This is a genomic window from Odoribacter lunatus (genome assembly GCF_943193135.1).
Classification (GTDB): domain Bacteria; phylum Bacteroidota; class Bacteroidia; order Bacteroidales; family Marinifilaceae; genus Culturomica; species Culturomica lunata.
The window spans coordinates 87584-110704 of sequence record NZ_CALPCZ010000002.1 but is presented as its reverse complement, the minus strand read 5'-3'; the positions used below and the strand labels follow the sequence as shown (position 1 = coordinate 110704).

20 protein-coding genes are annotated in these 23121 nt (G+C 39.2%); 10 read left to right on the top strand and 10 right to left on the bottom strand.

The features are described from left to right. Window positions 1-91 precede the first annotated feature (91 nt). Window positions 92-1387 carry a T9SS type B sorting domain-containing protein gene (locus NFR61_RS01955; RefSeq protein WP_251620067.1) on the bottom strand — a complete coding sequence of 432 codons (1296 nt, stop codon included), beginning with the start codon at window positions 1385-1387 and terminating at the stop codon, window positions 92-94. A gap of 110 nt (window positions 1388-1497) precedes the next feature. Between NFR61_RS01955 and NFR61_RS01950 the strand changes: the two genes are divergently transcribed. The 7 genes from NFR61_RS01950 to NFR61_RS01920 all read left to right on the top strand — a co-directional run bounded on the left by NFR61_RS01950 (window position 1498) and on the right by NFR61_RS01920 (window position 10203). Then, window positions 1498-3765 carry an ATP-dependent helicase gene (locus NFR61_RS01950; RefSeq protein ID WP_251620181.1) on the top strand — a complete coding sequence of 756 codons (2268 nt, stop codon included), beginning with the start codon at window positions 1498-1500 and terminating at the stop codon, window positions 3763-3765. Window positions 3766-3928: 163 nt separating this feature from the next. Further along, on the top strand, window positions 3929-4624 hold the full coding sequence (locus NFR61_RS01945; RefSeq protein ID WP_251620066.1) for a DUF4290 domain-containing protein: 696 nt from the start codon (window positions 3929-3931) through the stop codon (window positions 4622-4624). Between the two features lie 5 nt (window positions 4625-4629). Beyond that, entirely contained in the window at window positions 4630-5124 is a 495-nt protein-coding gene (gene folK, locus NFR61_RS01940) for a 2-amino-4-hydroxy-6-hydroxymethyldihydropteridine diphosphokinase (RefSeq protein ID WP_251620065.1), read from the top strand. A gap of 75 nt (window positions 5125-5199) precedes the next feature. Continuing rightward, window positions 5200-6507 (top strand): UDP-N-acetylglucosamine 1-carboxyvinyltransferase, encoded by a 1308-nt coding sequence (gene murA, locus NFR61_RS01935; protein ID WP_251620064.1) that lies wholly within the window; start codon window positions 5200-5202, stop codon window positions 6505-6507. A gap of 33 nt (window positions 6508-6540) precedes the next feature. Beyond that, window positions 6541-8334 (top strand): signal peptide peptidase SppA, encoded by a 1794-nt coding sequence (gene sppA, locus NFR61_RS01930; protein WP_251620063.1) that lies wholly within the window; start codon window positions 6541-6543, stop codon window positions 8332-8334. 23 nt (window positions 8335-8357) lie between these two features. Beyond that, window positions 8358-9410: a tetraacyldisaccharide 4'-kinase gene (gene lpxK, locus NFR61_RS01925; protein WP_251620062.1), complete on the top strand. Its 1053-nt coding sequence runs from the start codon at window positions 8358-8360 to the stop codon at window positions 9408-9410. Beyond that, entirely contained in the window at window positions 9388-10203 is an 816-nt protein-coding gene (locus NFR61_RS01920) for a purine-nucleoside phosphorylase (protein WP_251620061.1), read from the top strand. Before lpxK ends, NFR61_RS01920 begins: the two co-directional genes overlap by 23 nt. Before the next feature lie 8 nt (window positions 10204-10211). Here the strand turns inward: NFR61_RS01920 and NFR61_RS01915 are convergent, their stop codons facing one another. The 4 genes from NFR61_RS01915 to NFR61_RS01900 are packed head-to-tail and all read right to left on the bottom strand — an operon-like array spanning window position 10212 to window position 13449. Continuing rightward, window positions 10212-10904, bottom strand: coding sequence for an LrgB family protein (locus NFR61_RS01915; RefSeq protein ID WP_251620060.1), 693 nt, complete (start codon window positions 10902-10904; stop codon window positions 10212-10214). Window positions 10905-10906: 2 nt separating this feature from the next. After that, the gene (locus NFR61_RS01910; protein WP_251620059.1) at window positions 10907-11248 is read right to left on the bottom strand and encodes a CidA/LrgA family protein; all 342 of its coding nucleotides are present in this window, start codon (window positions 11246-11248) and stop codon (window positions 10907-10909) included. Window positions 11249-11265: 17 nt separating this feature from the next. After that, window positions 11266-12006, bottom strand: coding sequence for a nucleotidyltransferase family protein (locus NFR61_RS01905; RefSeq protein ID WP_251620058.1), 741 nt, complete (start codon window positions 12004-12006; stop codon window positions 11266-11268). A gap of 3 nt (window positions 12007-12009) precedes the next feature. Next, window positions 12010-13449, bottom strand: coding sequence for a RapZ C-terminal domain-containing protein (locus NFR61_RS01900; protein WP_251620057.1), 1440 nt, complete (start codon window positions 13447-13449; stop codon window positions 12010-12012). A 175-nt stretch (window positions 13450-13624) separates the two neighbouring features. On the opposite strand from NFR61_RS01900, the gene NFR61_RS01895 reads away from it, so the two are divergent. The 3 genes from NFR61_RS01895 to hutH all read left to right on the top strand — a co-directional run bounded on the left by NFR61_RS01895 (window position 13625) and on the right by hutH (window position 16944). After that, the gene (locus tag NFR61_RS01895; protein WP_251620056.1) at window positions 13625-13888 is read left to right on the top strand and encodes a type B 50S ribosomal protein L31; all 264 of its coding nucleotides are present in this window, start codon (window positions 13625-13627) and stop codon (window positions 13886-13888) included. Window positions 13889-14061: 173 nt separating this feature from the next. Continuing rightward, window positions 14062-15423 carry a histidine--tRNA ligase gene (gene hisS, locus NFR61_RS01890; protein ID WP_251620055.1) on the top strand — a complete coding sequence of 454 codons (1362 nt, stop codon included), beginning with the start codon at window positions 14062-14064 and terminating at the stop codon, window positions 15421-15423. Between the two features lie 18 nt (window positions 15424-15441). Next, window positions 15442-16944, top strand: a complete 1503-nt coding sequence (gene hutH / locus NFR61_RS01885) for a histidine ammonia-lyase (RefSeq protein ID WP_251620054.1) — start codon at window positions 15442-15444, stop codon at window positions 16942-16944. A gap of 50 nt (window positions 16945-16994) precedes the next feature. Here hutH and NFR61_RS01880 read toward each other — a convergent pair whose 3' ends face one another. From NFR61_RS01880 to NFR61_RS01860, 5 genes are all read right to left on the bottom strand, one after another. After that, window positions 16995-17684 (bottom strand): response regulator transcription factor, encoded by a 690-nt coding sequence (locus NFR61_RS01880; RefSeq protein ID WP_251620053.1) that lies wholly within the window; start codon window positions 17682-17684, stop codon window positions 16995-16997. A gap of 36 nt (window positions 17685-17720) precedes the next feature. Further along, on the bottom strand, window positions 17721-19181 hold the full coding sequence (locus NFR61_RS01875; protein WP_251620052.1) for a sensor histidine kinase: 1461 nt from the start codon (window positions 19179-19181) through the stop codon (window positions 17721-17723). A gap of 11 nt (window positions 19182-19192) precedes the next feature. Beyond that, a complete protein-coding gene (locus tag NFR61_RS01870; protein WP_251620051.1) occupies window positions 19193-19876 on the bottom strand; it encodes a hypothetical protein in 684 nt (227 codons plus the stop codon). Then, window positions 19869-21227, bottom strand: coding sequence for a TlpA family protein disulfide reductase (locus NFR61_RS01865; protein WP_251620050.1), 1359 nt, complete (start codon window positions 21225-21227; stop codon window positions 19869-19871). Before NFR61_RS01865 ends, NFR61_RS01870 begins: the two co-directional genes overlap by 8 nt. A 126-nt stretch (window positions 21228-21353) precedes the next feature. After that, window positions 21354-23075 carry a tetratricopeptide repeat protein gene (locus NFR61_RS01860; protein ID WP_251620049.1) on the bottom strand — a complete coding sequence of 574 codons (1722 nt, stop codon included), beginning with the start codon at window positions 23073-23075 and terminating at the stop codon, window positions 21354-21356. Between the last annotated feature and the right edge of the window lie 46 nt (window positions 23076-23121).

Genomic DNA, 23121 nt, shown 5'->3' with positions numbered 1-23121 from the left:
CGCGTTGTAATTTATCCCGTTCCTGTTCAAATACGAAAGACGCTGTTTTCTTCTCCATAATGCTGAATAGCTTATAGATTTCGGAAGTTTTCTAACGCACTAACAACAAGGCTCCTTTTTTCACGTATTTCGGCGGGTTATTTTTTTCCAGTCCCCTTGCCGTTACAATGTAATAGTAAGTTCCCGGATTCGCATATTTCCCGTTAATCCGACCATCCCACCCACCGGACTGGTCGCTCCATTCATATACTTTGCGTCCCCACCGATTAATAATTACGGCATGAAAAGAACAGGACGAAAGTACCTGCACCCGGAATACATCGTTTACTCCGTCTCCATTCGGAGTAAATACGTTCGGCACATTTACCAGCGACTGTATTACTTTTATATCTCTCAATTCGGTTGTATCCCAACAATAATTTGGCCCAAGTGTATTCACTGCCTTCAACCTTACTCTGTACAATCCGGGATGTTCATAGGTGTATGTAAAATCCGATCCGTACCGGATGCTGTTATCCATCAAACTGTCTTCCAGGGTCGGTAACGGTTCTTTCAAATCTGCCGTATCCTTATACAGATACCACACACATGAGGATGACTGCGCATTCACACTCTCGTTCATAAATTCCACATCCAAAGGTGCCTGCCCCATGTCGGTTCCATATCCGTCTACTTGTACCGTATTCAGTAATTTAAAATCCATTTTTGCTTTCGGAATTACAGAGATGTATTCCACCCCCGTACTCTCCCAAGCAAGGCCGAATTTATCCGTAATGGTAATGGTATATTTAGTATCCTTTTCATCCACGGTCTGAAAAATTTCCCAATCTTCCTTCTCATAATCAGTCGAAGTTATAGGCGTTGTCCGTCCTGATATCAGATATTCCACGTCCCGGGTCCCATAGAAATGAATATCTTCACCGTATACGTATGCCGCCGGTTGAAAATCGTCTATTTTCAACTTGATACCCTCGCAATCATAACGGGTTTCCTCTACGATACTCAATCCGAATTCAGGCACATGCACATAAAAAATCCGGAAATCTCCCGACTGTACCGGCTCTTCTCCTTCTTTCTCCGCATAAACGGCATATACTCCATTTCCCTGTATGGGAATGGTAAAGAACGATGAATCGGAAGCATAATTTCCCTCCGTATATTCTACTCCGTCCAACACCCATTTGTAAATCCATCCCGTATCCGGGGCGTCGAAGCGAATCCGCCCCCCTGTCGCATTCCCCGACACGTCTTTTACTGCAAAAAAAGGCATCCCGTCCGGTGTATTCACTGTTTCAAGTGTATACACACAACCTTCCAACCGTGGCAATTGCGCTTTACATTCCCATACGCAAAACCAACTTATACACAATATCCACAAATATTTCATCTTATCAAATGCTTTTGTTTCAACACACAATATTAATAAAAAAGTCGAAAGACAGCTTACTATTCTATTCTAAAATTAAATTTCTACTTTTGTCTGAAAATAGCAATACCGTGGATTTCTTCAATGAATTAAACAATAATCAGAAAGAAGCCGTCCTTTATACAGAAGGACCGTCTCTTGTCATTGCCGGCGCCGGTTCCGGGAAAACCCGTGTTTTGACCTATCGAATAGCAAATCTGCTAAGCAAAGGTGTTCCTGCGTACAAGATTCTGGCACTGACTTTTACCAATAAAGCGGCCCGGGAAATGCAGAAACGTATTGCCCTATTGGTCGGGACGGAAAATACCTCCAACCTTTGGATGGGCACTTTCCATTCTATTTTTTCAAAGATTCTACGGTTTGAAGCGGAAAAATTAGGCTATACTCCCAATTTTACCATCTATGATACACAAGATTCCAAAAATGTCATTAAAAGCGTTATCAAGGACTTGAAATTAGATGATAAAATCTATAAGCCCAATGATGTGTTAGGCCGGATTTCCATGGCAAAAAACAATCTTATTGTTCCGCAGGCTTATGCCCAGTCCGCCAGCATCCTCGAAGCAGACAAGGCTGCCCGGAAACCGATGCTGAATGAGATATACAAGCATTATCAGCTGCGTTGCAAACAATCGGATGCGATGGACTTCGACGACTTATTGCTGCAAACCAATATCCTGCTTCGTGATTTCCCCGAAATTCTGGACAAATACCAAAATAAATTCAATTACATTTTAGTAGACGAGTACCAGGATACGAACTATTCGCAATACCTGATTATTAAAAAACTGTCTGAAAGACACCATAATATTTGTGTCGTCGGAGACGACGCCCAAAGTATTTATTCATTCCGGGGTGCCCGTATTGAAAATATTCTGAATTTCAGGAATGACTATCCGGACTATAAGCTCTTCAAACTGGAGCAAAATTACCGTTCGACGACTACGATTGTGGATGCGGCCAACAGTATTATCAACAGAAACAAAGAGCAAATACCCAAACGTATTTTTTCTGAAAATGAAGAAGGGGATAAAATCAAGGTGTTAAAAGCTCTTTCCGACAAGGAAGAGGGGTATATGGTCAGTCATGAAATATTTAAGTTGGCAAATTACGAACAACAGGCTTACAGCGATTTTGCCATCCTTTACCGCACCAATGCCCAATCGCGTATTTTGGAAGAAGCCTTGCGCAAACGGAATATTCCCTACAAGATTTACGGCGGTCAATCTTTCTACCAACGGAAAGAAATCAAAGATTTGTTAGCTTACTTTCGCCTGGCCGTCAATCAGAATGACGAAGAAGCTTTAAAGCGAATCATAAATTATCCCCGAAGAGGTATAGGCGACACGACTATCGATAAAATCCGAGACCTTGCCACGCAATATCAAACAAGCATGTGGACGGTTTTATGCAATCTGGACAAAATCAATGGTGTCATCAATGCCGCCACGTGCACCAAACTGACTAATTTCAAACGACTGATTGAAAAGTTCTCTTATGAGATTGCGGACGAAAATGCCTATGATATTGCCTGCACCATAGCACATTCATCCGGTATTATCGATGACCTTGCCAATGATAGTACTCCGGAGGGCGTTTCCCGGAAAGAAAATATACAAGAGTTATTAAATGCTATCAAAGATTTTTCCGAAACCAGCTATAAAGAAGGAAAAGACGACAAACTCCCCGCTTTTCTGGAAGGTGTAGCCCTGCTTACAGATCAGGACAGTGACAAACCGGAAGACAACAATAAAGTGACTCTTATGACGATACACGCTGCCAAAGGTCTGGAATTTCCCAATGTCTTCATGACCGGTCTGGAAGAAGAACTCTTCCCTGCCCAACAATGCGTAAATACCCCTGCAGCATTAGAAGAAGAACGACGCCTGTTTTATGTCGCCCTGACCCGGGCGGAAAAGAGAGTGGTAATTTCTTATTCCCTTTCCCGCTACCGCAACGGTCAAATCATTGCAACCCGGGCTTCCCGTTTTATCAGTGAAATAGCCCCTCAATTCGTAGAAGGCTATACTGCATCTTTTGATGCTCCTTCCGGTTTTAAATTAAAAACTCCCGCAGCCGCCCCCCGCAAATTTCAACCCGTATCCCTGAATCGCACAAATACGGTAGAAATCCCGAATATCGACAAAAGCAAACTAAAGCCCATATCTCCCGATGCCATTATGCCCGGAATGATTATCTGCCACCCGATTTTCGGTCCCGGAAAAGTTACTAATATAGAAGGGTTAGGAGTAAATAAAAAAGCTAAAGTGATATTTGCAGAGCAAGGTAGTAAAACTCTTTTGTTAAAATTTGCAAAATTGTTCGTACAACAAGAATAAATTAAATCGAAGAATACAGAAAATATCCTATATTTGTCCCCGTAATTATCAGAAAAGAGTTCTTCGAGAAGAAAGCAATCCCGAAGTTTCCCCTTAAATTATATTTATTGACTCAATAAACTTAACCGGGAGTTAAATTACCGGCAACAGAAACATCCCAGGAATGGAATACAATACCCAAAGAAAAAAATTGTTACTTCCCGAATACGGAAGGAACATACAAAAAATGGTTGACCACATTCTGACCATAGAAAATCGGGAAGAGAGAACCCGTGCAGCCAAAACTATTATAGACGTCATGGGAAATCTTTATCCCCATTTGCGGGATGTACCTGACTTCCGTCATAAGCTATGGGATCATTTGGCTATTATGGCGGGTTTTAAATTGGATATTGACTCTCCTTATCCGTTACCTTCTATCGATAAATTAAAAGAAAAACCGGCAAAGATTAATTACAGTACAAACCGTATCAGATACCGGCACTACGGTAAATCAGTAGAAAAACTAATCGATAAAATCAAAGAACTGGAAAATCCGGAACAGAAAAGGGCTTTAATTGTATTGACAGCCAATCATATGAAAAAATCATTCCTTACATGGAATAAAGATTCTGTCGAAGACGAACAGATTTATGATGATATCAATACTTATTACGGCAGCCCTATCATTTTACCGGAGGGCATGACTCTATCCAATCCGAAAGAACTCTTGCAGAAAAAGAGCAAGCCCAGTTCCAACAAGCCTGCCATGAACAAAAATAACGGTAAAAATAACAAGAGGGACAACGGCAATTACACATATCACAAAAAGAATTTCAAAAACAACGACCAGCAGGGCAATAATAAAAACCCGAATTAACTTCCATGCTGACCACTGTCATTTTAGGGAGCAATTCCGGTAATAAAGCGGAATATATCAAACAAGCAACCCGACTTTTAACACAACAATGCGGGCAGCTTACAGTTTCTTCTTCGTTATATGAAACCGCGCCGTGGGGCTTTGAATGTAACGAATCTTTTCTGAATCAAGTTCTCCAGTTTGAAACAGAACTCCAACCGGAAATTTTTCTCCAACAATCTTTAGTTATCGAAAAATCATTGGGGCGAATCCGGTCATCAGAAATCCGTTATGCTTCCCGCACTATTGATATTGATTTGTTATTCTGTGATGACAAGATTATCCACACTCCCACTCTCACGTTACCTCATCCCCGGATAGCCGAACGCCGGTTTGTTTTAGCACCTCTCCACGAAGTCATGCCTGACTTCGTTCACCCCCTTTTTCATAAAACCATTACCCAACTTCTGTCCGAATGCAATGATTCTTTATCTGTAAAAATCATTACAACAACTATTTAAGAAGAAGTTTGTATTTGTTCTGTTTTTTTCGATAATTTTACCCAACTGAAATAAATACGATTATACCCTCTAACAATGAGCAGATTCGTCATCACGGGAGGACGACGCCTAAAAGGAGAACTTCGCCCGCAAGGAGCTAAAAATGAAGCATTACAGGTTATTTGTGCCTGTCTGCTTACTCAAGAAGAAGTAACAATTTCCAATGTCCCCGAAATTCTGGATGTATTAAAACTTATCGAATTATTACAAGGATTAGGAGTAAAAGTAAGCCATCCAACCCACGGAGAATACAGATTTCAGGCAGCCGAAATAAACTTCGATTATTTGGAAACAGAAGATTTCTATAATAAAGCCGTTAGTCTACGCGGTTCTATCATGATATTAGGCCCTTTGTTGGCAATCCACGGTTGCGGGTTGGTTCCCAAGCCCGGAGGTGACAAGATTGGACGAAGACGATTGGATACCCACTTCTTGGGCTTTGAAAAATTAGGCGCGACTTTTGAATACGATGCTATGAACCGTTGTTTCAAGGCTTCCGCTAACCAGCTCCACGGCAATTACATGTTGCTGGACGAAGCCTCCGTTACCGGAACCGCCAACATTATTATGGCTGCCGTATTGGCAAAAGGCACGACAACTATCTATAATGCCGCCTGCGAACCTTACGTACAACAGCTTTGTCTGATGCTAAATTCCATGGGAGCCAAAATTTCCGGCATTGCTTCCAATCTGCTGACTATCGACGGAGTAGAGAAATTACACGGCTGCAAACACCACTGTCTGCCCGACATGATTGAAGTGGGCAGCTATATCGGTCTGGCGGCCATGACCCGTTCGGAAATTACAATAAAAGATGTCAATATCCGGCAATTAGGTATTATTCCGGAAGCATTCCGAAAATTAGGAATCCGGGTAGAGGAAAAAGGCGACGATTTATATATTCCACGCCAGGAACACTATATGATTGAAGATTTCATCGATGGTTCTATCCTAACCATCGCGGATGCCCCTTGGCCCGGATTAACCCCCGACCTGTTAAGTGTATTTTTGGTTGTAGCCACTCAAGCCAAAGGCAGTGTTCTGATACATCAGAAAATGTTTGAAAGCCGCCTTTTCTTTGTCGATAAACTTATCGACATGGGAGCAAAAATCATTCTTTGTGATCCTCATCGGGCTACGGTTATCGGACAAAATCATGAATCGCAATTACGGGCTACCAAGATGACATCACCCGATATCCGGGCCGGTATTGCTCTACTGATAGCAGCCTTATCCGCTAATGGGAAAAGCTCTATCCACAATATTGACCAAATCGACCGAGGCTATGAACACATTGATGAAAAATTAAATGCCATTGGTGCCGAAATTATCAGATTTGCTTAATAATAACACTCGAACAAATAAAACACTAACAACATGAAAAGTTTTTTTAAATATGTACTAGCAACCATCGTCGGATTCATCATTATTAATATATTGATGTTATTCGTTTTCTTTGGATTTATTGGAGCTGTAGCCACTATGGGAGACAAAACAGTGGAAGTCAAAGACAACAGTATACTGGAAATCACATTGAACAATACTATTTCAGACCGGACATCCACCAATCCGTTCGATAACCTGGATTTTATATCCATGAAACCTTCCCAGCCTTTAGGATTGAATAATATTCTGAAAAGTATCCGGCATGCTGCCAACGATTCTAAAATAAAAGGTATCTATCTTAATTTGACAGATATACAAAGCTATTTCATTCCGTTTGCCACTACGGAAGAGATTCGGAATGCTTTACTTGAGTTCAAAGAAAGCGGAAAATTTATTTATAGTTATACCAACTTGGGATATTCACAGACAGCTTATTATTTAGCCACTGCGGCAGACAGTATTTTCGTAAATCCGGAAACCCCACTAATGCTGATGGGCTTGGGAAGCAATCTGATTTTTTATAAAGATTTGTTGGATAAAATCGGCGTACAGGCAGAGATTATTAAAGTAGGAAAATACAAATCTGCCGTAGAACCATTTACCCGTAGAGAAATAAGCGAAGCCAACCGAGAGCAAATTTCTTCTTATTTAAATTCTTTATGGGGAAATATCTTAACAGGTATTGCCAAAGAGCGGAATATTTCCATCGATTCATTAAACTGGCTGGCTAACCATTTAAGCTACCGTACCTCTCAAGAAGAACAAGAATTCGGGCTATATGACGGGGTATGTTATGAGGATGAAATGCTTCTTCGGCTAAAAAATAAATGTAATATTCCGGCTGATAAAAAGTTAAAACTTATCTCTCTCGTAGATTACGGTAAAACTTTAACGAAACATTCTTCCGAGAAAAATAAAATCGCCGTTATTTACGCTTCCGGCGAAATCGGTATGAACCAAAGCGCCAAGGCTATCGGCCCCGAATTGGCAAATACTATCCGCCAAGTTAGAGAAAATAAAAATGTAAAAGCAGTCGTATTGCGTGTTAATTCTCCAGGTGGAAGTGCCCTAACTTCTGATATTATCTGGCGGGAAGTTGCTTTAACAAAGGCAACGAAACCGGTAATTGTATCAATGGGCAACGTAGCCGCTTCCGGCGGGTATTACATTTCTTGTGCTGCCGATACTATTCTCGCAGATCCAATGACACTAACCGGTTCTATTGGCATTTTCGGTCAATTCTTTACCGGCGAAAAACTCATTAAAGACAAGCTAGGCTTGACAAGCAGTACCGTAAAAACCAATGAACACAGTGATTTCGGAGGCGCTTATCCACTGCCCTTGCCTATAAGCAACCGTCCACTTACCGCTTACGAAAAACAAGTACTTCAAAATTATATCGAAAACGGCTATGAAACATTCCTCAACCGAGTTGCAGAAGGTCGCCACATGACACGCGACGAAGTACATGAAGTTGCGCAGGGACGAGTATGGACAGGCAAACAAGCTGTCAAAGTCGGATTGGTCGATATCCTCGGCGGATTGGATGATGCCATTGTTATTGCTGCAGCAAAAGCCGGTTTGGAAAAATATTCCCTTACGGAATATCCGGTAGAAAAGAATCCTTTTGAAGAACTTTTCAGCGGACTATCCGCTTCCGTGAAAGCCAAAATATTGCAAAACGAATTGGGTGAGTATTACACTACTTTCTACCAGCTAAAGGACATCATGAACAGCCAGCAAGGTCTTGTTTCCCGTATTCCTTACGACATTACATTTAATTAACGGATATACGACAATAGAATTACATGGCCTTTCTGAAAGTCATATTATTACCACTAAGTTGCCTTTACGGATTTATTGTCGGTATAAGAAACTTTTTCTTTAATAATGGAATACTGAAATCCAAAAGTTTCAGTATTCCTATTATTTGTGTCGGCAACATTTCCGTCGGAGGTACAGGCAAAACCCCCCATACGGAACAAATTATCTCCGCCTTATCCAATGACTTTCAGATTGCCTGCCTCAGTCGGGGCTATAAACGTCATACCAAAGGATTTATTTTGGCTAAAACGGATTCTACTGCAGATGAAATCGGAGACGAACCTTTGCAAATAAAAAACAAATTCCCGAATATCCAAGTCGCATGCGACGCTAAACGAACAAGAGGTATTGAAAAACTACTCTCTCTATCTCCTCAACCGGAAGTTATTATATTGGATGATGCTTTTCAGCACCGCTATGTAAAAGCCGATAAAAATATTGTATTAATCGACTACAATCATCCGTGCTACAAAGACTATCTGCTACCCGCAGGGCGCTTACGGGAAACATGCAGTGCTTTAAAAAGAGCCGATTATCTTATTGTGACCAAATGTCCGGAAACTCTTTCTCCCATTGAGCAAAGATTATTTCATAAACATTTAAAAATAAAGCCCTATCAGCAACTCTTTTTTACGACAATGCGATATGGTAGTATCTTAAGTCTGAAAGCCGATCTCCCCGCTCCATGTCTAAGCAATAAAAGTTCTATTCTTTGTGTTACAGGTATTGCCCACCCGGCACCCTATATCCAATATTTAAGACAATTCACCTCAAATATTACAGTTCTTGAATATCCAGACCATCATCATTTTTCAAAACGGGATATTCGCCATATCACATCCTCTTTTGAAGAGATTCTTAATACGGAAAAATATATTTTTACCACTGAAAAAGATGCCTCTCGTTTAAAAGGATGCCAATTGCCACAAGAAATAAAGGAAAAAATCTATTATATTCCTATTGAACCAATATTTTTAAATAAAAAAGAACTATTCATTCAAGACTTAAAAAACTATGTTACAAAAAATAAAAAATAGCGCTGCTTACCTCTCCAGTTTCCTTGACAAAGAAGAATATTCAATAGGTATCATATTAGGCACCGGATTAGGTGAACTGGGCAAATCCATTGAAATCCGACACACTATTCCTTATTCAGCTATTCCTAATTTCCCCGTATCGACAGTCGAAGGACATAAAGGCAATCTGCTTATCGGACAATTCGGCGGGAAAAATATCATCGCCATGCAAGGACGCTTCCATTTCTACGAAGGCTATTCCATGCAAGAAGTAACTTTCCCGATAAGGGTACTACGTCAGTTAGGTGTAAAAACACTTTTCGTATCGAATGCAGCAGGTGGAGTAAACACAAATTTTCTGGTCGGAGACTTAATGATTATTACCGACCACATTAATCTTTTCCCCGAACACCCGCTTCGAGGCAAGAACATAAATGAATTGGGCCCTCGTTTTCCCGGCATGACAGACGCTTACAGTCCTCGTATTATCCAGATAGCAGAAGAATGCAGCAAGGAATTGGGCATCAAATTACAAAAAGGTGTATATGCAGGATTGCAAGGACCATCTTTTGAAACTCCAGCGGAATATCACTGGATAAGAGTTATCGGTGGCGACGCCGTTGGTATGTCCACTGTTCCAGAAATCATCGTGGCAAGACACATGGGCATAGAATGTTTCGGAATTTCAGTAATTACCAATAGTACGGCATCTCCCGAATTAATTAAAACCAATCACGAGGAAGTACAAGACATTGGCAACACAGCTCAACCCCGTATGACTGCTCTTTTCCAAGCTATTATATCCAAATTGTAATAGATAAATCAGTTTAGTATGTTTTCAATGACAGGGACGAGAACTGCTGTCATCATTCCCATCAACCCGATGGCCAATCCACTGATTGCTCCTTCTATCGTCCCCAATTCCATTGCTCGCGCCGTTCCCAACCCGTGAGCAGCTGCCCCCATAGCCAAACCTTTGGCTATTTTGCTGGTTATCCCCAATTTATTCAAAACAAAAGGACCTGTGATACTACCGAATATGCCGACAACTATCACAACAATTGCCGTAATAGCAGGTATTCCTCCCGATTTGGCAGCAATACTTATAGCTATCGGGGTCGTAACGGATTTAGGTTGCAGAGAAGCTATCAATATCCTATCGGCATCAAAAAATGCAGCAATATATATCACACTCAATATCCCAACAACACTCCCCACAAATACTGCCGTAAGAATGGAAATCATGTTCTCCTTCAAACAAGCCACCTGTTCATATAACAAGTAACCCAGTACAACTACGGAAGGTCCTAACAAAAAAGTAATGATCCGACTACCCTGTTCAAAAGATTCATAGGAAATTCCCAACACTCGGGTAATAGCAGTCAGAACAGGTATAGAAATCAATACGGGATGAAGCAATGCCAAACGGGTTTTACGATATAACCATACGGCACAAAGATAAACACCTACAACTAACGTCAGTATAAATACTTCGGAATTCAACAAACTTTCCATACCTATTTCTTTCTTTTCTCCAACCACTGCTGAATAAAAGCAACAGTCACTATTACCAACACTGTACTAAGGGCACACACTGTCAGTATTGCCTGCCAATGTTTAGATAAAATATCCATTGCATTCACTATACCGACTCCCGCCGGAATAAAAAACAAGACCATGTTTTCACTTAAGAACTTTACCACAGGTCTTATTCTCTCCGGTTTTACTATTTTCAGACACAAAGCTGTGAAAAGCAACATCATCCCTACGACATTTCCCGGAATAAATCCCGATATCAACCAGGCAACAAACTCCCCTAAAGCATAAAAAAACAATATAATGAAAACTCCCGTCAACATAGCATCCTAATTAGAGTCTACAAGGAATTTTGTAAAATTTCCTCTGCTTTTTTCAAGGATTCCACCTTGCCTAAATCCATCCACAATAACCCTTCCGGTGCCGGATAGGCTTTTATTTCCATTTTGTCTGCCACTGAAAGATAAAAATCTATAATTGAAAATCTTTCTTCCCTCTCTTGCATTTCTTGCAAAAGTTCAGGAGAAATAACATGGATTCCCCCAAAAGCATAAGCAGTATATTTTTCAGGAGAAAACTCCGGATAGGGAGACTTTACCTCATCTGTTTTCTTATTCTCCCAACCGCACAAACGCTTCCGAGCATCAAATAGCAAATAACGAGAGGTATTACGTTCAGCTACTAATAAAGAAGCCTGCGACGCTGAACGACAATGCATTGTATAAAAGGCTGTCAAATCCAAATTGGATAATATATCCACATTATAAATTAATACCGGCTGTTTACCGCTAAAATAGTGAGCAGCTTTCCGGATTCCACCGCCAGTATCCAAAAGTCCGTCTCGTTCATCCGAAATATCGATAGATAAACCGAAATTCCGATTTTCTTGCAGGAAGTCAATAATCTGCTGTCCGAAATGATGAATATTAACAACAATATGCGTACAACCGGCTATTTTTAATCGCTGTATCACTCGCTCTAACATGGTTTTCCCTCCGACCGGCACTAATGCTTTAGGCATATTTTCTGTTAATGGCCGCAAACGGGTACCCAAGCCTGCGGCAAAAATCATGGCTTCCATAAGTTAATCTAATATTAATCCCCGATAAATACGTTCAATATGTTGCTCCCTATGTATCAAATGAATTCTTACCCCATACTTCTTATGCAAATGTTCTGCCATGTGTTGTGCGGAGTAAACCGAACGATGCCGCCCTCCAGTACACCCGAATGCAACCATCAAATGTGTAAATCCCCGCTTCAAATAACGTTCTACAGAAGCATCCACCAAGCTGTAAACGTGTACAAGGAATTTCTCTATCTCCCCATCTTCATCCAAAAAACGGATAACAGCCTCATCTAAACCGGTCAAGGTTTTATATTCCTCGTACTTCCCCGGGTTATGAATCGCCCGGCAATCAAATACAAAGCCTCCTCCATTCCCTGATATGTCTTCCGGAATACCTTTCGGATAGGAAAAACTGTATACTTTAACCTCTAATTCTTTCCTTTCAACTGGATGTTTATACTGCTCCAACGTCGTCAATTGTCGTAAGATTTCTTCCAGATAAGAACATTCCGGCAAGCCTTCCAGCAACCACTCCCGTAAATTATCTATTGCAGCCGGTACGCTCTGTAAGAAATGAGATTTCTTTTCAAAATATCCTCTAAAACCGTAAGCACCCAACACCTGCAATATCCGAAATAAGACAAAATAATGTAATTGTTGCCGAAACACTCCTTCATCTACAAGCATATAGTGTTTTAATTCGGTTAGATATTCCTGCAATAATTCCTCCCGCAACCCGTCCGGAAATTTTGCCCTTGCCTGCCATAGAAAAGATACCACATCATAATGAACAGGACCTTTTCTTCCCCCCTGAAAATCAATAAACCACGGTTCTCCTTTTCGCACCATTACATTACGAGACTGAAAATCACGGTACATAAATGTATCTGCTGACGTTTGCAACAATAAATCTGCCAACCGTTCAAAATCATCTTCCAGATAGTTTTCCTGAAAATCAATACCGGCAGCTTTCAAAAAACAATATTTGAAGTAGTTCAAATCCCAAAGTATAGAACGCCTGTTGAATTCCGCCAAAGGGTAACACTTTGAAAAATCCATTCCCTCTGCCCCTTTACATTGCAATGCCGGAAGCAATTTTACCGTGCTTTTTAATAGAGAAACTATTTCTTCACTCCATATACCCGTATTCCGACATTCTGCCATTGCATCAAACAAAAGCACATCTCCTAAATCTTCCTGCAAATAAGCTTTACCGTCTTCCGTACAAGCATATACCTGAGGCACCGGCAATCCTTTCTCTTTGAAATGCCGGGACATATAAAAAAATGCCCCGTTTTCTTCGCAAGAAGTACCCCATACACCAATAAACGAATACCGCGTGTTTTTTAAACGAAAATATTGTCTGGCAGAACCGGAAGCAGGAAATTCCGTCACCTCTTTTGCCTGCTCACCAGTATAGTCCGAAAACAATTTTTTCAATACCGCTATTACCATATCTTTTCTTATTATTCTGCGAAAATAATATTTAAAAGCTGGAATCAGAAACAGAAGAAAAAAAATAGAAGCGAGCAGAAGAAATAAAAAAATTTTCCATTTCTTTTGTGATTTACAACGAATAGCATATCTTTGCAAGCCATTACAAAGAAATAATAATAAATTTATATACGATATGAAAGAGGGCATACATCCGGAGAATTACAGATTAGTAGCGTTTAAAGATATGTCTAACGGAACGACTACTATTACGAAATCATGTGCTGCGACCAAAGAAACAATAGAGATTGACGGCGTTGAGTATCCATTGGTAAAATTGGAAATTTCTAATAGTTCACATCCTTTTTACACGGGTAAAGTGAAATTAGTTGATACTGCTGGTCGTGTCGATAAATTTATGAATCGGTATAAAACTCACATGGAGAACAGAAAGAAATAAATTTCTGATTGTATTTTGTATTAAACGAGAGTCTGATAAAAAAATCGGACTCTCGTTTTTTATTTGCTGTTACATCACTCACACCTTAAGACAATACCCTCCCAGTTTTAGATTTCTTTATTCCATGAAAAGTCTTTATCTTTGTTTAACTTAAACTCAAAATAGCAATATCAATGGCACAAATACCTTCCATTCCCAAAGGAACAAGAGATTATTCACCGGAAATTATGGTGAAGCGTAATTATATCTTTGATACGATTAAAAGCGTATTCAAATTATATGGGTATATGCCCCTCGAAACACCGGCAATGGAAAATTTATCGACCCTTATGGGGAAATACGGAGAAGAAGGTGACAAATTGCTTTTCAAAATCCTCAATTCCGGCGACTTCCTTTCCCATATCTCAGAAGCGGAATTAAATGAAAAAAATAGTCTGAAATTAACGAACAAAATTTCAGAAAAAGGATTACGATATGATTTGACTGTTCCTTTTGCCCGCTTTGTTGTTCAGCACCAATCTGAAATCACTTTCCCATTCAAACGCTATCAGATACAGCCTGTTTGGCGGGCAGATCGTCCTCAAAAAGGACGCTACAGGGAATTTTATCAATGTGATGTTGATGTCGTAGGCAGTGACTCCCTTTTAAATGAAATCGAATTAATTCAGATCGTAGACGAAGTATACCGGCGGCTAAAATTAAGAGTACGCCTGCTTATTAACAACCGCAAAATTTTGGCAGGAATTGCAGAAACCATCGGTTATCCCGACAAACTCACAGATATTACAGTTGCCATTGATAAAATGGAAAAAATCGGAATTGAAAATGTAAATGCCGAATTGCGTGAAAAAGGACTCACAGAAGAAGCCATATCCAAGCTACAACCGATTCTCAATTTAACTGGAAACAACGAAAAGAAGCTGCAACAATTACGCACAATCTTACAGACAAGCCCCATTGGTTTAAAAGGTATTGAAGAATTAACACAAGTTTTCGATTACCTCGCCGCATTACCTGTTCAAACAGAAATAAAATTAGATTTGACACTTGCCCGAGGATTAAGTTATTATACAGGAGCTATATTTGAAGTAAAAGCCCTGGATGCTGAAATGGGTAGTATTACCGGTGGTGGAAGATACGATGATTTGACCGGCATCTTTGGACTGAAAAATGTCTCTGGCGTCGGAATATCATTCGGGGCTGACCGAATCTTTGATGTAATGACACAATTAAATCTATTTCCGGAAGATGCCAATGCAACAACCCGCATCCTTTTCGTAAATTTTGGAAGCCGGGAAGAGCATTTCTGCCTTCCACTCGTTCAAAAACTTCGGAGTGAAGGCATTAATGCAGAAATATATCCAGAACCTGCCAAAATGAAAAAGCAAATGACTTATGCCGACAGGAAAAGAATACCTTTCGTTGCGTTAATCGGCGAAAATGAAATCAAAGAAGGTAGAGTAAGTTTAAAAAACATGACTACCGGTGAACAGGCCGATATCAAAATAGACGAGTTAGTTGCAAACTTGAAATAAGAATTCAATTTTACCACGATGTTACATTATATTTCTCCAGCTCCACTAACATTTGATACTATCGACCGCATTTTAAAAGAGCATCTCCAACTTGCACTTTCGGAAGAGAGTAAAAAACTTATTTGTGACTGCAAAAACTATTTAGATCAAAAAATAGCTGCTTCTGGTAAACCGTTGTACGGTATCACCACGGGATTTGGCTCCCTTTGTAAAATCAATATTTCCCCAAAAGACTTGAGCCAATTGCAAGCTAATTTAGTCATGTCGCACGCTTGCAGTATCGGTACACCTATTGAGCCCGTTATTGTAAAACTGATGCTTCTACTAAAAGCTCACGCTCTTTCATTAGGAAAATCTGGGGTTCAATTGGCTACTGTAGAAAGAATTATTGATATGTTCAATCACGACGTACTGCCAGTAGTACGCGAACTTGGTTCACTCGGGGCTTCCGGAGACTTGGCTCCGTTAGCCAATCTATTCCTGCCATTAATCAACGAAGGAGAAGTATATTATAAAGGAGAAATCCGCCCGGCTGCTGAAGTAAATGCCGAGCTTAATTGGTCCCCCGTTACATTAGGAGCCAAAGAGGGGCTAGCACTATTGAACGGGACTCAATTCATGAGTTCACATGCCGTTTACGCTCTTCTCAAAGCATTCAATCTCATCAAATACGCAGACATCATAGGAGCTATTTCTTTGGATGCTTATGATGGTCGTATCGACCCGTTCCTTCCTCAAATTCATGCGGCACGTCCTCATCCCGGACAGATTGAGACTGCCAGAAATATTCGCACTCTCTTAAAAGGCTCCGAATTTCAAAAGAAAGACAAAACCCGTGTACAAGATCCTTATTCTTTCAGATGTATGCCTCAAGTACATGGAGCTAGTAAAGATACAATTATGTATGTTGCCTCCGTTGTCGAACGTGAAATCAATTCCGTTACGGATAATCCGACCATTTTTATGGAAGATGATATGATTATTTCCGGAGGCAACTTCCACGGCGAACCTTTAGCAATGGTATTGGATTTTCTAAGTATAGCTGTTGCTGAATTAGGGAGTATTTCCGAAAGACGCACTTACCGTCTGATTTCCGGAGACAGAGGCAATATTCCCGAATTTTTAGTAGCTAATCCCGGCCTCAATTCCGGTTTTATGATTCCGCAATATGCAGCTGCTGCCATTGTCAGCCAAAATAAACAACTCTGCACTCCTTGTTGTGTAGATTCCATCCCATCCTCCAATGAACAGGAAGACCACGTCAGTATGGGAGGTAACGCAGCAACTAAAACGATAAAAGTAATTAAAAATACCGAAAGAATTTTAGCCATCGAATTAATGAATGCGGCACAAGCCATTGACTTACAACGCCCCCTTAAAACGTCACCTTATTTGGAAGATTTTCTAGAAGAATTCCGAAAAATTGTCCCATTCAATCAATCAGACCGGGTCATGTATAAAGACATCGATGCTGCAACCAACTTCTTAAAATACGGAGACTTTAAAAATTTTGAAGAATAATCTTCTTTATTTTAAAATAATAGAGAGCACGAATGTGCTCTCTTTCTTTTTTATTCTTCAATTATCAACCGGAATCCTGACCCGTGAATATTATCTATCTTGATTTTCTCATCGTCCCTAAAATATTTACGTAATTTCGTAATGTATACATCCATACTTCTGGCCGTAAAATAATCATTTGTCCCCCAAATTTCCGTAAGCGCTTTATCCCGATGTAATAATCTGTCCCGATACTCATACAACATTTCCAATAAATGAGCCTCTTTAGGAGTTAACTTGGTCACCTTTTCATCCTTAGTTATTGTCCGCAACTCCGTATTAAAAAGAAATTGCCCTAGTTGTATAAACTTCGGTTTAGGCTCTTCTATCTCACCTTCGCAACGAGCCAAAATAGCCTTTATCTTTAAAATCAACATCTCTGAATCAAAAGGCTTTATAATATAATCATCTGCCCCAATAGTATAACCCAGTTTCATGTCTTCTTTCAAACTCTTGGCTGTAATATAGACAAAAGGAATCGCCGGAGCAATCTCCCGAATCTTTTTACCTAACGTAAAACCGTCCATTTGAGGCATCATCACATCCAACAAACAAATATCATATCTGTCTTTACGAAATGCTTCTAATCCTTCATTTCCATTCACACACAACGTTACTTCATATTCCGACAATTCAAGATAAGATTTCAATACCGACCCAAAACAGGGGTCGTCTTCCACTAATAGTATTTTATGCGCCATACACTGTATAATTAAAATAATGCTTTATATCTATCATTAAAAAATTAATTCTATTAACGTTCCTTTATTTTTCCTAGATGTCAGGCGTACATTTCCTCCATGCAATTCCACAATATTCTTCACATAGTTTAATCCCAATCCAAAACCTTTCACATTATGCAAATTACCCGACGAAACCCGATAAAAACGTTGAAAAACCTTTTTCTGTAATTCTTTAGAAATACCTATACCATGATCTCTTACCCCAATAACAAAATGCTTACCCTCTTTTTTAGTATACACCTCAATGACTGGGACTTCGACTGAATATTTTACAGCATTATCCAATAGATTACAAATCACATTCATCATATGCACCTCATCAGCCTCCCACTTGAAATCCTGTGCATTAAATTCCACCGTCAATATCCCCCCAGCATTCTGTACCTGCAACAAAAAAGTTTCGGCCGCAGCTTCTATCAATTTATTTATATCTATTTCCGTTTTATTCAATGGTAACTCCCCGCAATCAAGTTTTGCCTGCTGCAAAATACGTTCCACATACACATTCATCCTATCATTTTCACTCCGAATAATATCATTAAATCTTAAAAGACTCTCTTTATCTTCCAACACCTTTTCTTTCGCCATCGCCGCAGTTGCCAATGAAATCGTCGCAATAGGCGTTTTGAATTCATGCGTCATATTATTAATAAAATCATTCTTAATGACCGATAATTTCTGTTGCCGCATAATCACAACAATTGTTATGATAAAAACAAAAAGCAATCCGAAAACACAGAAACCTGAAGCTAACAAAAGCCATCCCATATTTCCCGAAATAATCTTCTGTACAGAATCAAAACTCACCCCCAAATAATAATTCTTAGGAATATAATCATTCGGAAATAAAGCGACATAATAAAAATTACGCACATCCCTTTCTTTTACCTTATTCAATACATCCTCCTTCGTCAATATCTTATAAGAAAAAGGTATCTCTATTTTATTTTCTCGAAAATACACGCTTAGCAAATTTTCTAAATCAACCTGCCTTAATCTTTGCTCTACGGGAATATTTCCGGTCTCTTTCTCCTGTATTAGCCGAATAGTCAACTCCTGCATCCTCCCTTTCAGCACTTCATAAGAAGAATTCATCGTTTGTATTACCAATTCTTGAGTCATCTCTTCTTCCACCCTTTTCTGACCCGGAAACATATTTTGAACAGACAGATATGTAATCCCCCCTTGCCGAGAAGTTCCTTGTCTTTGAGAAGTTATATAAGTAACTTGGCTATTGGACTGTATCTGATAATTCATTCGATTGACATACCTCACATAATTAACCTCCTCTATTCGATTTACAACCCGGTTCAAAACATCATATACCTTAGAAGAAAAGCGATCCCGTTGCTCCTCAAAAGCATGTTTTATCCACAGCCACTGCACCACAACTACCGTAGAAAAAGCGAGCAGCATTATAACCAATAACAATCTGAGTATCACTTTCTTTATCATGCCATTGATTTTTACGGCTTATGCAATCTTTTTTCCAATACTTTGTAAAGCTGACTATTTTTATTCTCGATACTCAACTCATGAAACAATTCCCTTTGAATATCCACACTATCACGCAACTCATTTTCAATCAACACCAACGATAAATCATGTGATAAATTTGCCTGAATCAATCTTTTAATATAAGCATCCCGATAACATTGAATACGCTCTTTTAGTTTTATCAAACGTTCTAAACGCTCTTTGTCACCACTCGTACGATTTGTTCTACGTACCATCCTGCTGATTGAATTATCAATCTCTTCTATCGGTTTCCCATATGTAGCCTTAAAAAAACTTTTCAGCTTCGCATATTCACTTTCCAGATTCCCCCCGCTTACAAACAAACTGTCATTTCCTATAGTCCCGCCAATTCGCATACCGCTCCGCTCATCCAAAATAAAATCAAGCAAACATCTTCCCTCAAATTCAAGCCAAACCTTTGCAGGCAAATTCAAAGAAGGAACATGCCAGGCTATTCGGGTATCTTCCGTCTGTGAAACAACAATAAGTGTATCCAAAGAAACAGGATCAATCATCATTAACTTTATCTCACCCTGCAAATCTGCTATCTCTCCTTCAATTTTTACATCATTTGAAACACATCCTCCCAAAAACAACACCAATCCCAGATATAATATTCTTAATCTAATCATACATAACTCTTTCATTATTTTGCAACAGACTGTCAAGCACTGTTTCAATCATCTTACCGGAAGGACGGGGAGCATCAGGATTCAAAATCTGACCATCCTTGCCTATCAAAACAAAACGAGGTATACTGACAACCATATAATCCGAGCGAAAACCACCACATTCTTCCGATAAAGCATGAAGCCCACCATACCTTTTTTGTGCTAATAACTCGCGCCAAGCCATTTCATTTTTAAGTCCGTCAATAGACACTGTTAAAAAACGAATCGCTCTTCCTGCATACCTCTTTTCAAGCTCCATCAAATAAGACAATTCATTTTTACAGGGAGCACACCACGAAGCCCACACCATCAAATACAGATAAAAACCGCGATAATTCGATAAACTCACGTTCCCACCCTCTTGTGTCTTCAGTGAAAAATCCGGAGCAGGTTTTCCTGCCTGCAATCGCTCCCACTGCTCTACCATTCTATTGATAAAATCCAACTTATTCAAATCAGAACACTCCCGCCGAAAAATATTCAACATATATTCAGCCCCTTGCAAACCATTATTCTCCCAAATATACCGATAAATAACTTCCGACAACAAAAAATTACGAATCTCTTTATCCTGAAAATTATCTAAAATATAATCCACAAGTTCATCAGAATAATTTTTATCAACTTTCCTGTCATACCCATTCTGAAAATACACATAACCAAGAACAAACCTGCGATATGCTTTAGTTACAAACAAATCCTCCGCAGACAAAGAAAACGATGTCAAAAAATTTCGTAAAGCCGCCCCCATCCTATAAAGCGAATCCCCCGTAAACTGTTTATGATATATCGGATAAAAAATAGCTTTCTCCCCTATGGAAAAACAAATTCGTTGTTTTTCTGATTCCGTAAACAACTTATTAAAATTCTTTGCTTCTAAAAGTTGCACCCTTTCATTAATTATCTCCTGCATCCTCTGTACAAACTCACTCTCATTCAATAAATAATCATCCTTATTAACAAAATTCATCATCTCCTGCTCTTTCAGATAAGTATTAATCCCTCCTAAAACTCCCTTGCATATCAAAGAAGCCTGCACATTCTGACCATTCGTATAAATTTCGACATCTTCCCCTGGAACCAAAAAAAGATCTACGGAATGAGGTATCAATGAAGCATAAGTTCCTTCTTTCAAAGGAATCCTTCCCGAAAAGAAATTATCCTCATCCAAATAAAAAGTATAAATACTATCCTTTGTTGAAATCGCTATAACAGAATCACCGTTTTCAATTCGGCCGCTAATCAAGACAAAACCTTTTTTGTTGCAGGCACACAATATAAAAAACAAGCCAATCCAAATTGCTATTTTCATTTACCTCTGCTTAATCATTATAAACAAAAATAAAAAAAGCAATACGAACTTCATGTTAAAAAAAACCTAATAAATAAAGAGGCGGTCACGAAAATGACCGCCTCCTCTATTATTCTATGTAAAAATTTATTTTACAATCGCCTTAAAATCGGCATTCTGGAAATATTTTGCAAACTCAATATCCGTTTCTGCCAACTTCTTCATAGAAGAATCCTTAGCGCAAGCGTCTTTCAAATTAGACATCACGGTAGCAGAATCATTATTCTTAGCACCGATAACAGCTTTCAAATAAGAAGCTAATGCCGTATCATTCTTGCCATCTTCCAATTTCTTCGATGCAACACTTGTATTACCTGCCAACAAATTAGCCAATGCAGCATTCACACAGTTACAGCTACCGAAATAATTAACAGCATCTTTATAATTACCTTTGATGATAGCAACAATACCTTTATTATAATTTACTTCATTTCCGGCACCCGTTGCTGCACCAAATAATACTTCAGCCTCTTTTACATTACCGTTTTTCAATTCAACTGCACCCAAATTGTTTTTAACAATCTTGTTGTTAGAAGATAATGCATTAGCTTTTTCAAAGTGAGCTTTAGCCTGAGCAACTTTACCCGTTTCAAACAAAACCATTCCGGCATCATTGAAACCTCTCCAATCATTCGGGAATTGAGAAATAGCAGCTTCATACACAGCTAATTTATCAGCATTGCTTTCAAATAAAGTAGCAGCATAAAGCAATTCTTCCACATTCAATTCAGACGGTTTAGTTTGTGCCAATTCTCTGATTTGCTCATCGCTCTTACCAATACGTTCTGCATTCACAACAAATTTAGAACGTCTTAACTTCGGAAGAATCTGATCAGCAATAACAGAATAAGCAGAAGCGATATTCTTAATCTCTCTCTCTCTTACTTCTGGATCGGTATGCATTGCCAATACACGAAGAATTAATTCTTTGTCACGAATACTGGATGCTTCCATAGCTTTCTTGAAACCTTCCCAATCCTCTGCAACAACATACTTTTTAAAGAAATCCAAATCTTTATATTCCTCAACCTTATTCTTCTTCATATTATTCTTCAAGAAATCGGTAGCAGAACCTTCACGCTTATTAGCCAATCTGTCATTCCAATTATAAGTTCCATCAGGAGATGCATAAGATTGAATTTCTACATTCTTTAATTTCAGATTTTCGTCAGCTTTAGCATCTTTCAAAAATTGTTCCATTGCTTTAATCTCTTCCGACTTCACTTGATTATTTCTAACCTGTGCGGAATTAATCAAATAATAGATAGCTGATTCGTTCTGCTCCGGAGTAATCCGTTGGAAAGCATCTTTCCCCAATACAACAGCCGGCTGATTATTCACCAAAGTAGCCGTCGCCACAATACCGTCTGCCACTTTCACCGGATCGAAATCCACAGTCTTAAGTCCTTTAGACGCCTGAACCTTCACTACTAACTCAGAAAGTCTCATTGCATCTTCATAAGGAAGCTGTCCCATATAAGAAATAGTTTTTCCCGTTTCATAAGGAACAACCGTATTATTTCCCTGAACATTCTCTCCTTGAAGAGTTCTTGATGCAAAAGCCTTCTCACCTCCCTCATATTTCAACACGGGAGTTGCCACAATCGTAACATTTTTATTGAAGAACTTCGGAGGAATGGTCACATCTATTTTTACATCAACCATTTCACCTTTTTCTTCCAAAACTTCTGGGGTTACATCGTATTTTAACTCTCCTGCTCTCTTCTTCATTTTATTCAAAGGAGAACACGATGTTACTACCAACCCTGCCAACACTAAAGTTGTAACTACGCTAATTGTCCGTTTCATAATTGTTTACAAATTTATTTTATAACATTAATTAGTCTTAAATACG

What these genes read in the sequence shown, in the direction of transcription:
- NFR61_RS01955 (WP_251620067.1), bottom strand. Translation starts at nt 1,387, where the DNA reads ATGAAATATTTGTGGATATTGTGTATAAGTTGGTTTTGCGTATGGGAA.
- NFR61_RS01945 (WP_251620066.1), top strand. Translation starts at nt 3,929, where the DNA reads ATGGAATACAATACCCAAAGAAAAAAATTGTTACTTCCCGAATACGGA.
- folK (WP_251620065.1), top strand. Translation starts at nt 4,630, where the DNA reads ATGCTGACCACTGTCATTTTAGGGAGCAATTCCGGTAATAAAGCGGAA.
- murA (WP_251620064.1), top strand. Translation starts at nt 5,200, where the DNA reads ATGAGCAGATTCGTCATCACGGGAGGACGACGCCTAAAAGGAGAACTT.
- sppA (WP_251620063.1), top strand. Translation starts at nt 6,541, where the DNA reads ATGAAAAGTTTTTTTAAATATGTACTAGCAACCATCGTCGGATTCATC.
- lpxK (WP_251620062.1), top strand. Translation starts at nt 8,358, where the DNA reads ATGGCCTTTCTGAAAGTCATATTATTACCACTAAGTTGCCTTTACGGA.
- NFR61_RS01920 (WP_251620061.1), top strand. Translation starts at nt 9,388, where the DNA reads ATGTTACAAAAAATAAAAAATAGCGCTGCTTACCTCTCCAGTTTCCTT.
- NFR61_RS01915 (WP_251620060.1), bottom strand. Translation starts at nt 10,904, where the DNA reads ATGGAAAGTTTGTTGAATTCCGAAGTATTTATACTGACGTTAGTTGTA.
- NFR61_RS01910 (WP_251620059.1), bottom strand. Translation starts at nt 11,248, where the DNA reads ATGTTGACGGGAGTTTTCATTATATTGTTTTTTTATGCTTTAGGGGAG.
- NFR61_RS01905 (WP_251620058.1), bottom strand. Translation starts at nt 12,006, where the DNA reads ATGGAAGCCATGATTTTTGCCGCAGGCTTGGGTACCCGTTTGCGGCCA.
- NFR61_RS01900 (WP_251620057.1), bottom strand. Translation starts at nt 13,449, where the DNA reads ATGGTAATAGCGGTATTGAAAAAATTGTTTTCGGACTATACTGGTGAG.
- NFR61_RS01895 (WP_251620056.1), top strand. Translation starts at nt 13,625, where the DNA reads ATGAAAGAGGGCATACATCCGGAGAATTACAGATTAGTAGCGTTTAAA.
- hisS (WP_251620055.1), top strand. Translation starts at nt 14,062, where the DNA reads ATGGCACAAATACCTTCCATTCCCAAAGGAACAAGAGATTATTCACCG.
- hutH (WP_251620054.1), top strand. Translation starts at nt 15,442, where the DNA reads ATGTTACATTATATTTCTCCAGCTCCACTAACATTTGATACTATCGAC.
- NFR61_RS01880 (WP_251620053.1), bottom strand. Translation starts at nt 17,684, where the DNA reads ATGGCGCATAAAATACTATTAGTGGAAGACGACCCCTGTTTTGGGTCG.
- NFR61_RS01875 (WP_251620052.1), bottom strand. Translation starts at nt 19,181, where the DNA reads ATGATAAAGAAAGTGATACTCAGATTGTTATTGGTTATAATGCTGCTC.
- NFR61_RS01870 (WP_251620051.1), bottom strand. Translation starts at nt 19,876, where the DNA reads ATGATTAGATTAAGAATATTATATCTGGGATTGGTGTTGTTTTTGGGA.
- NFR61_RS01865 (WP_251620050.1), bottom strand. Translation starts at nt 21,227, where the DNA reads ATGAAAATAGCAATTTGGATTGGCTTGTTTTTTATATTGTGTGCCTGC.
- NFR61_RS01860 (WP_251620049.1), bottom strand. Translation starts at nt 23,075, where the DNA reads ATGAAACGGACAATTAGCGTAGTTACAACTTTAGTGTTGGCAGGGTTG.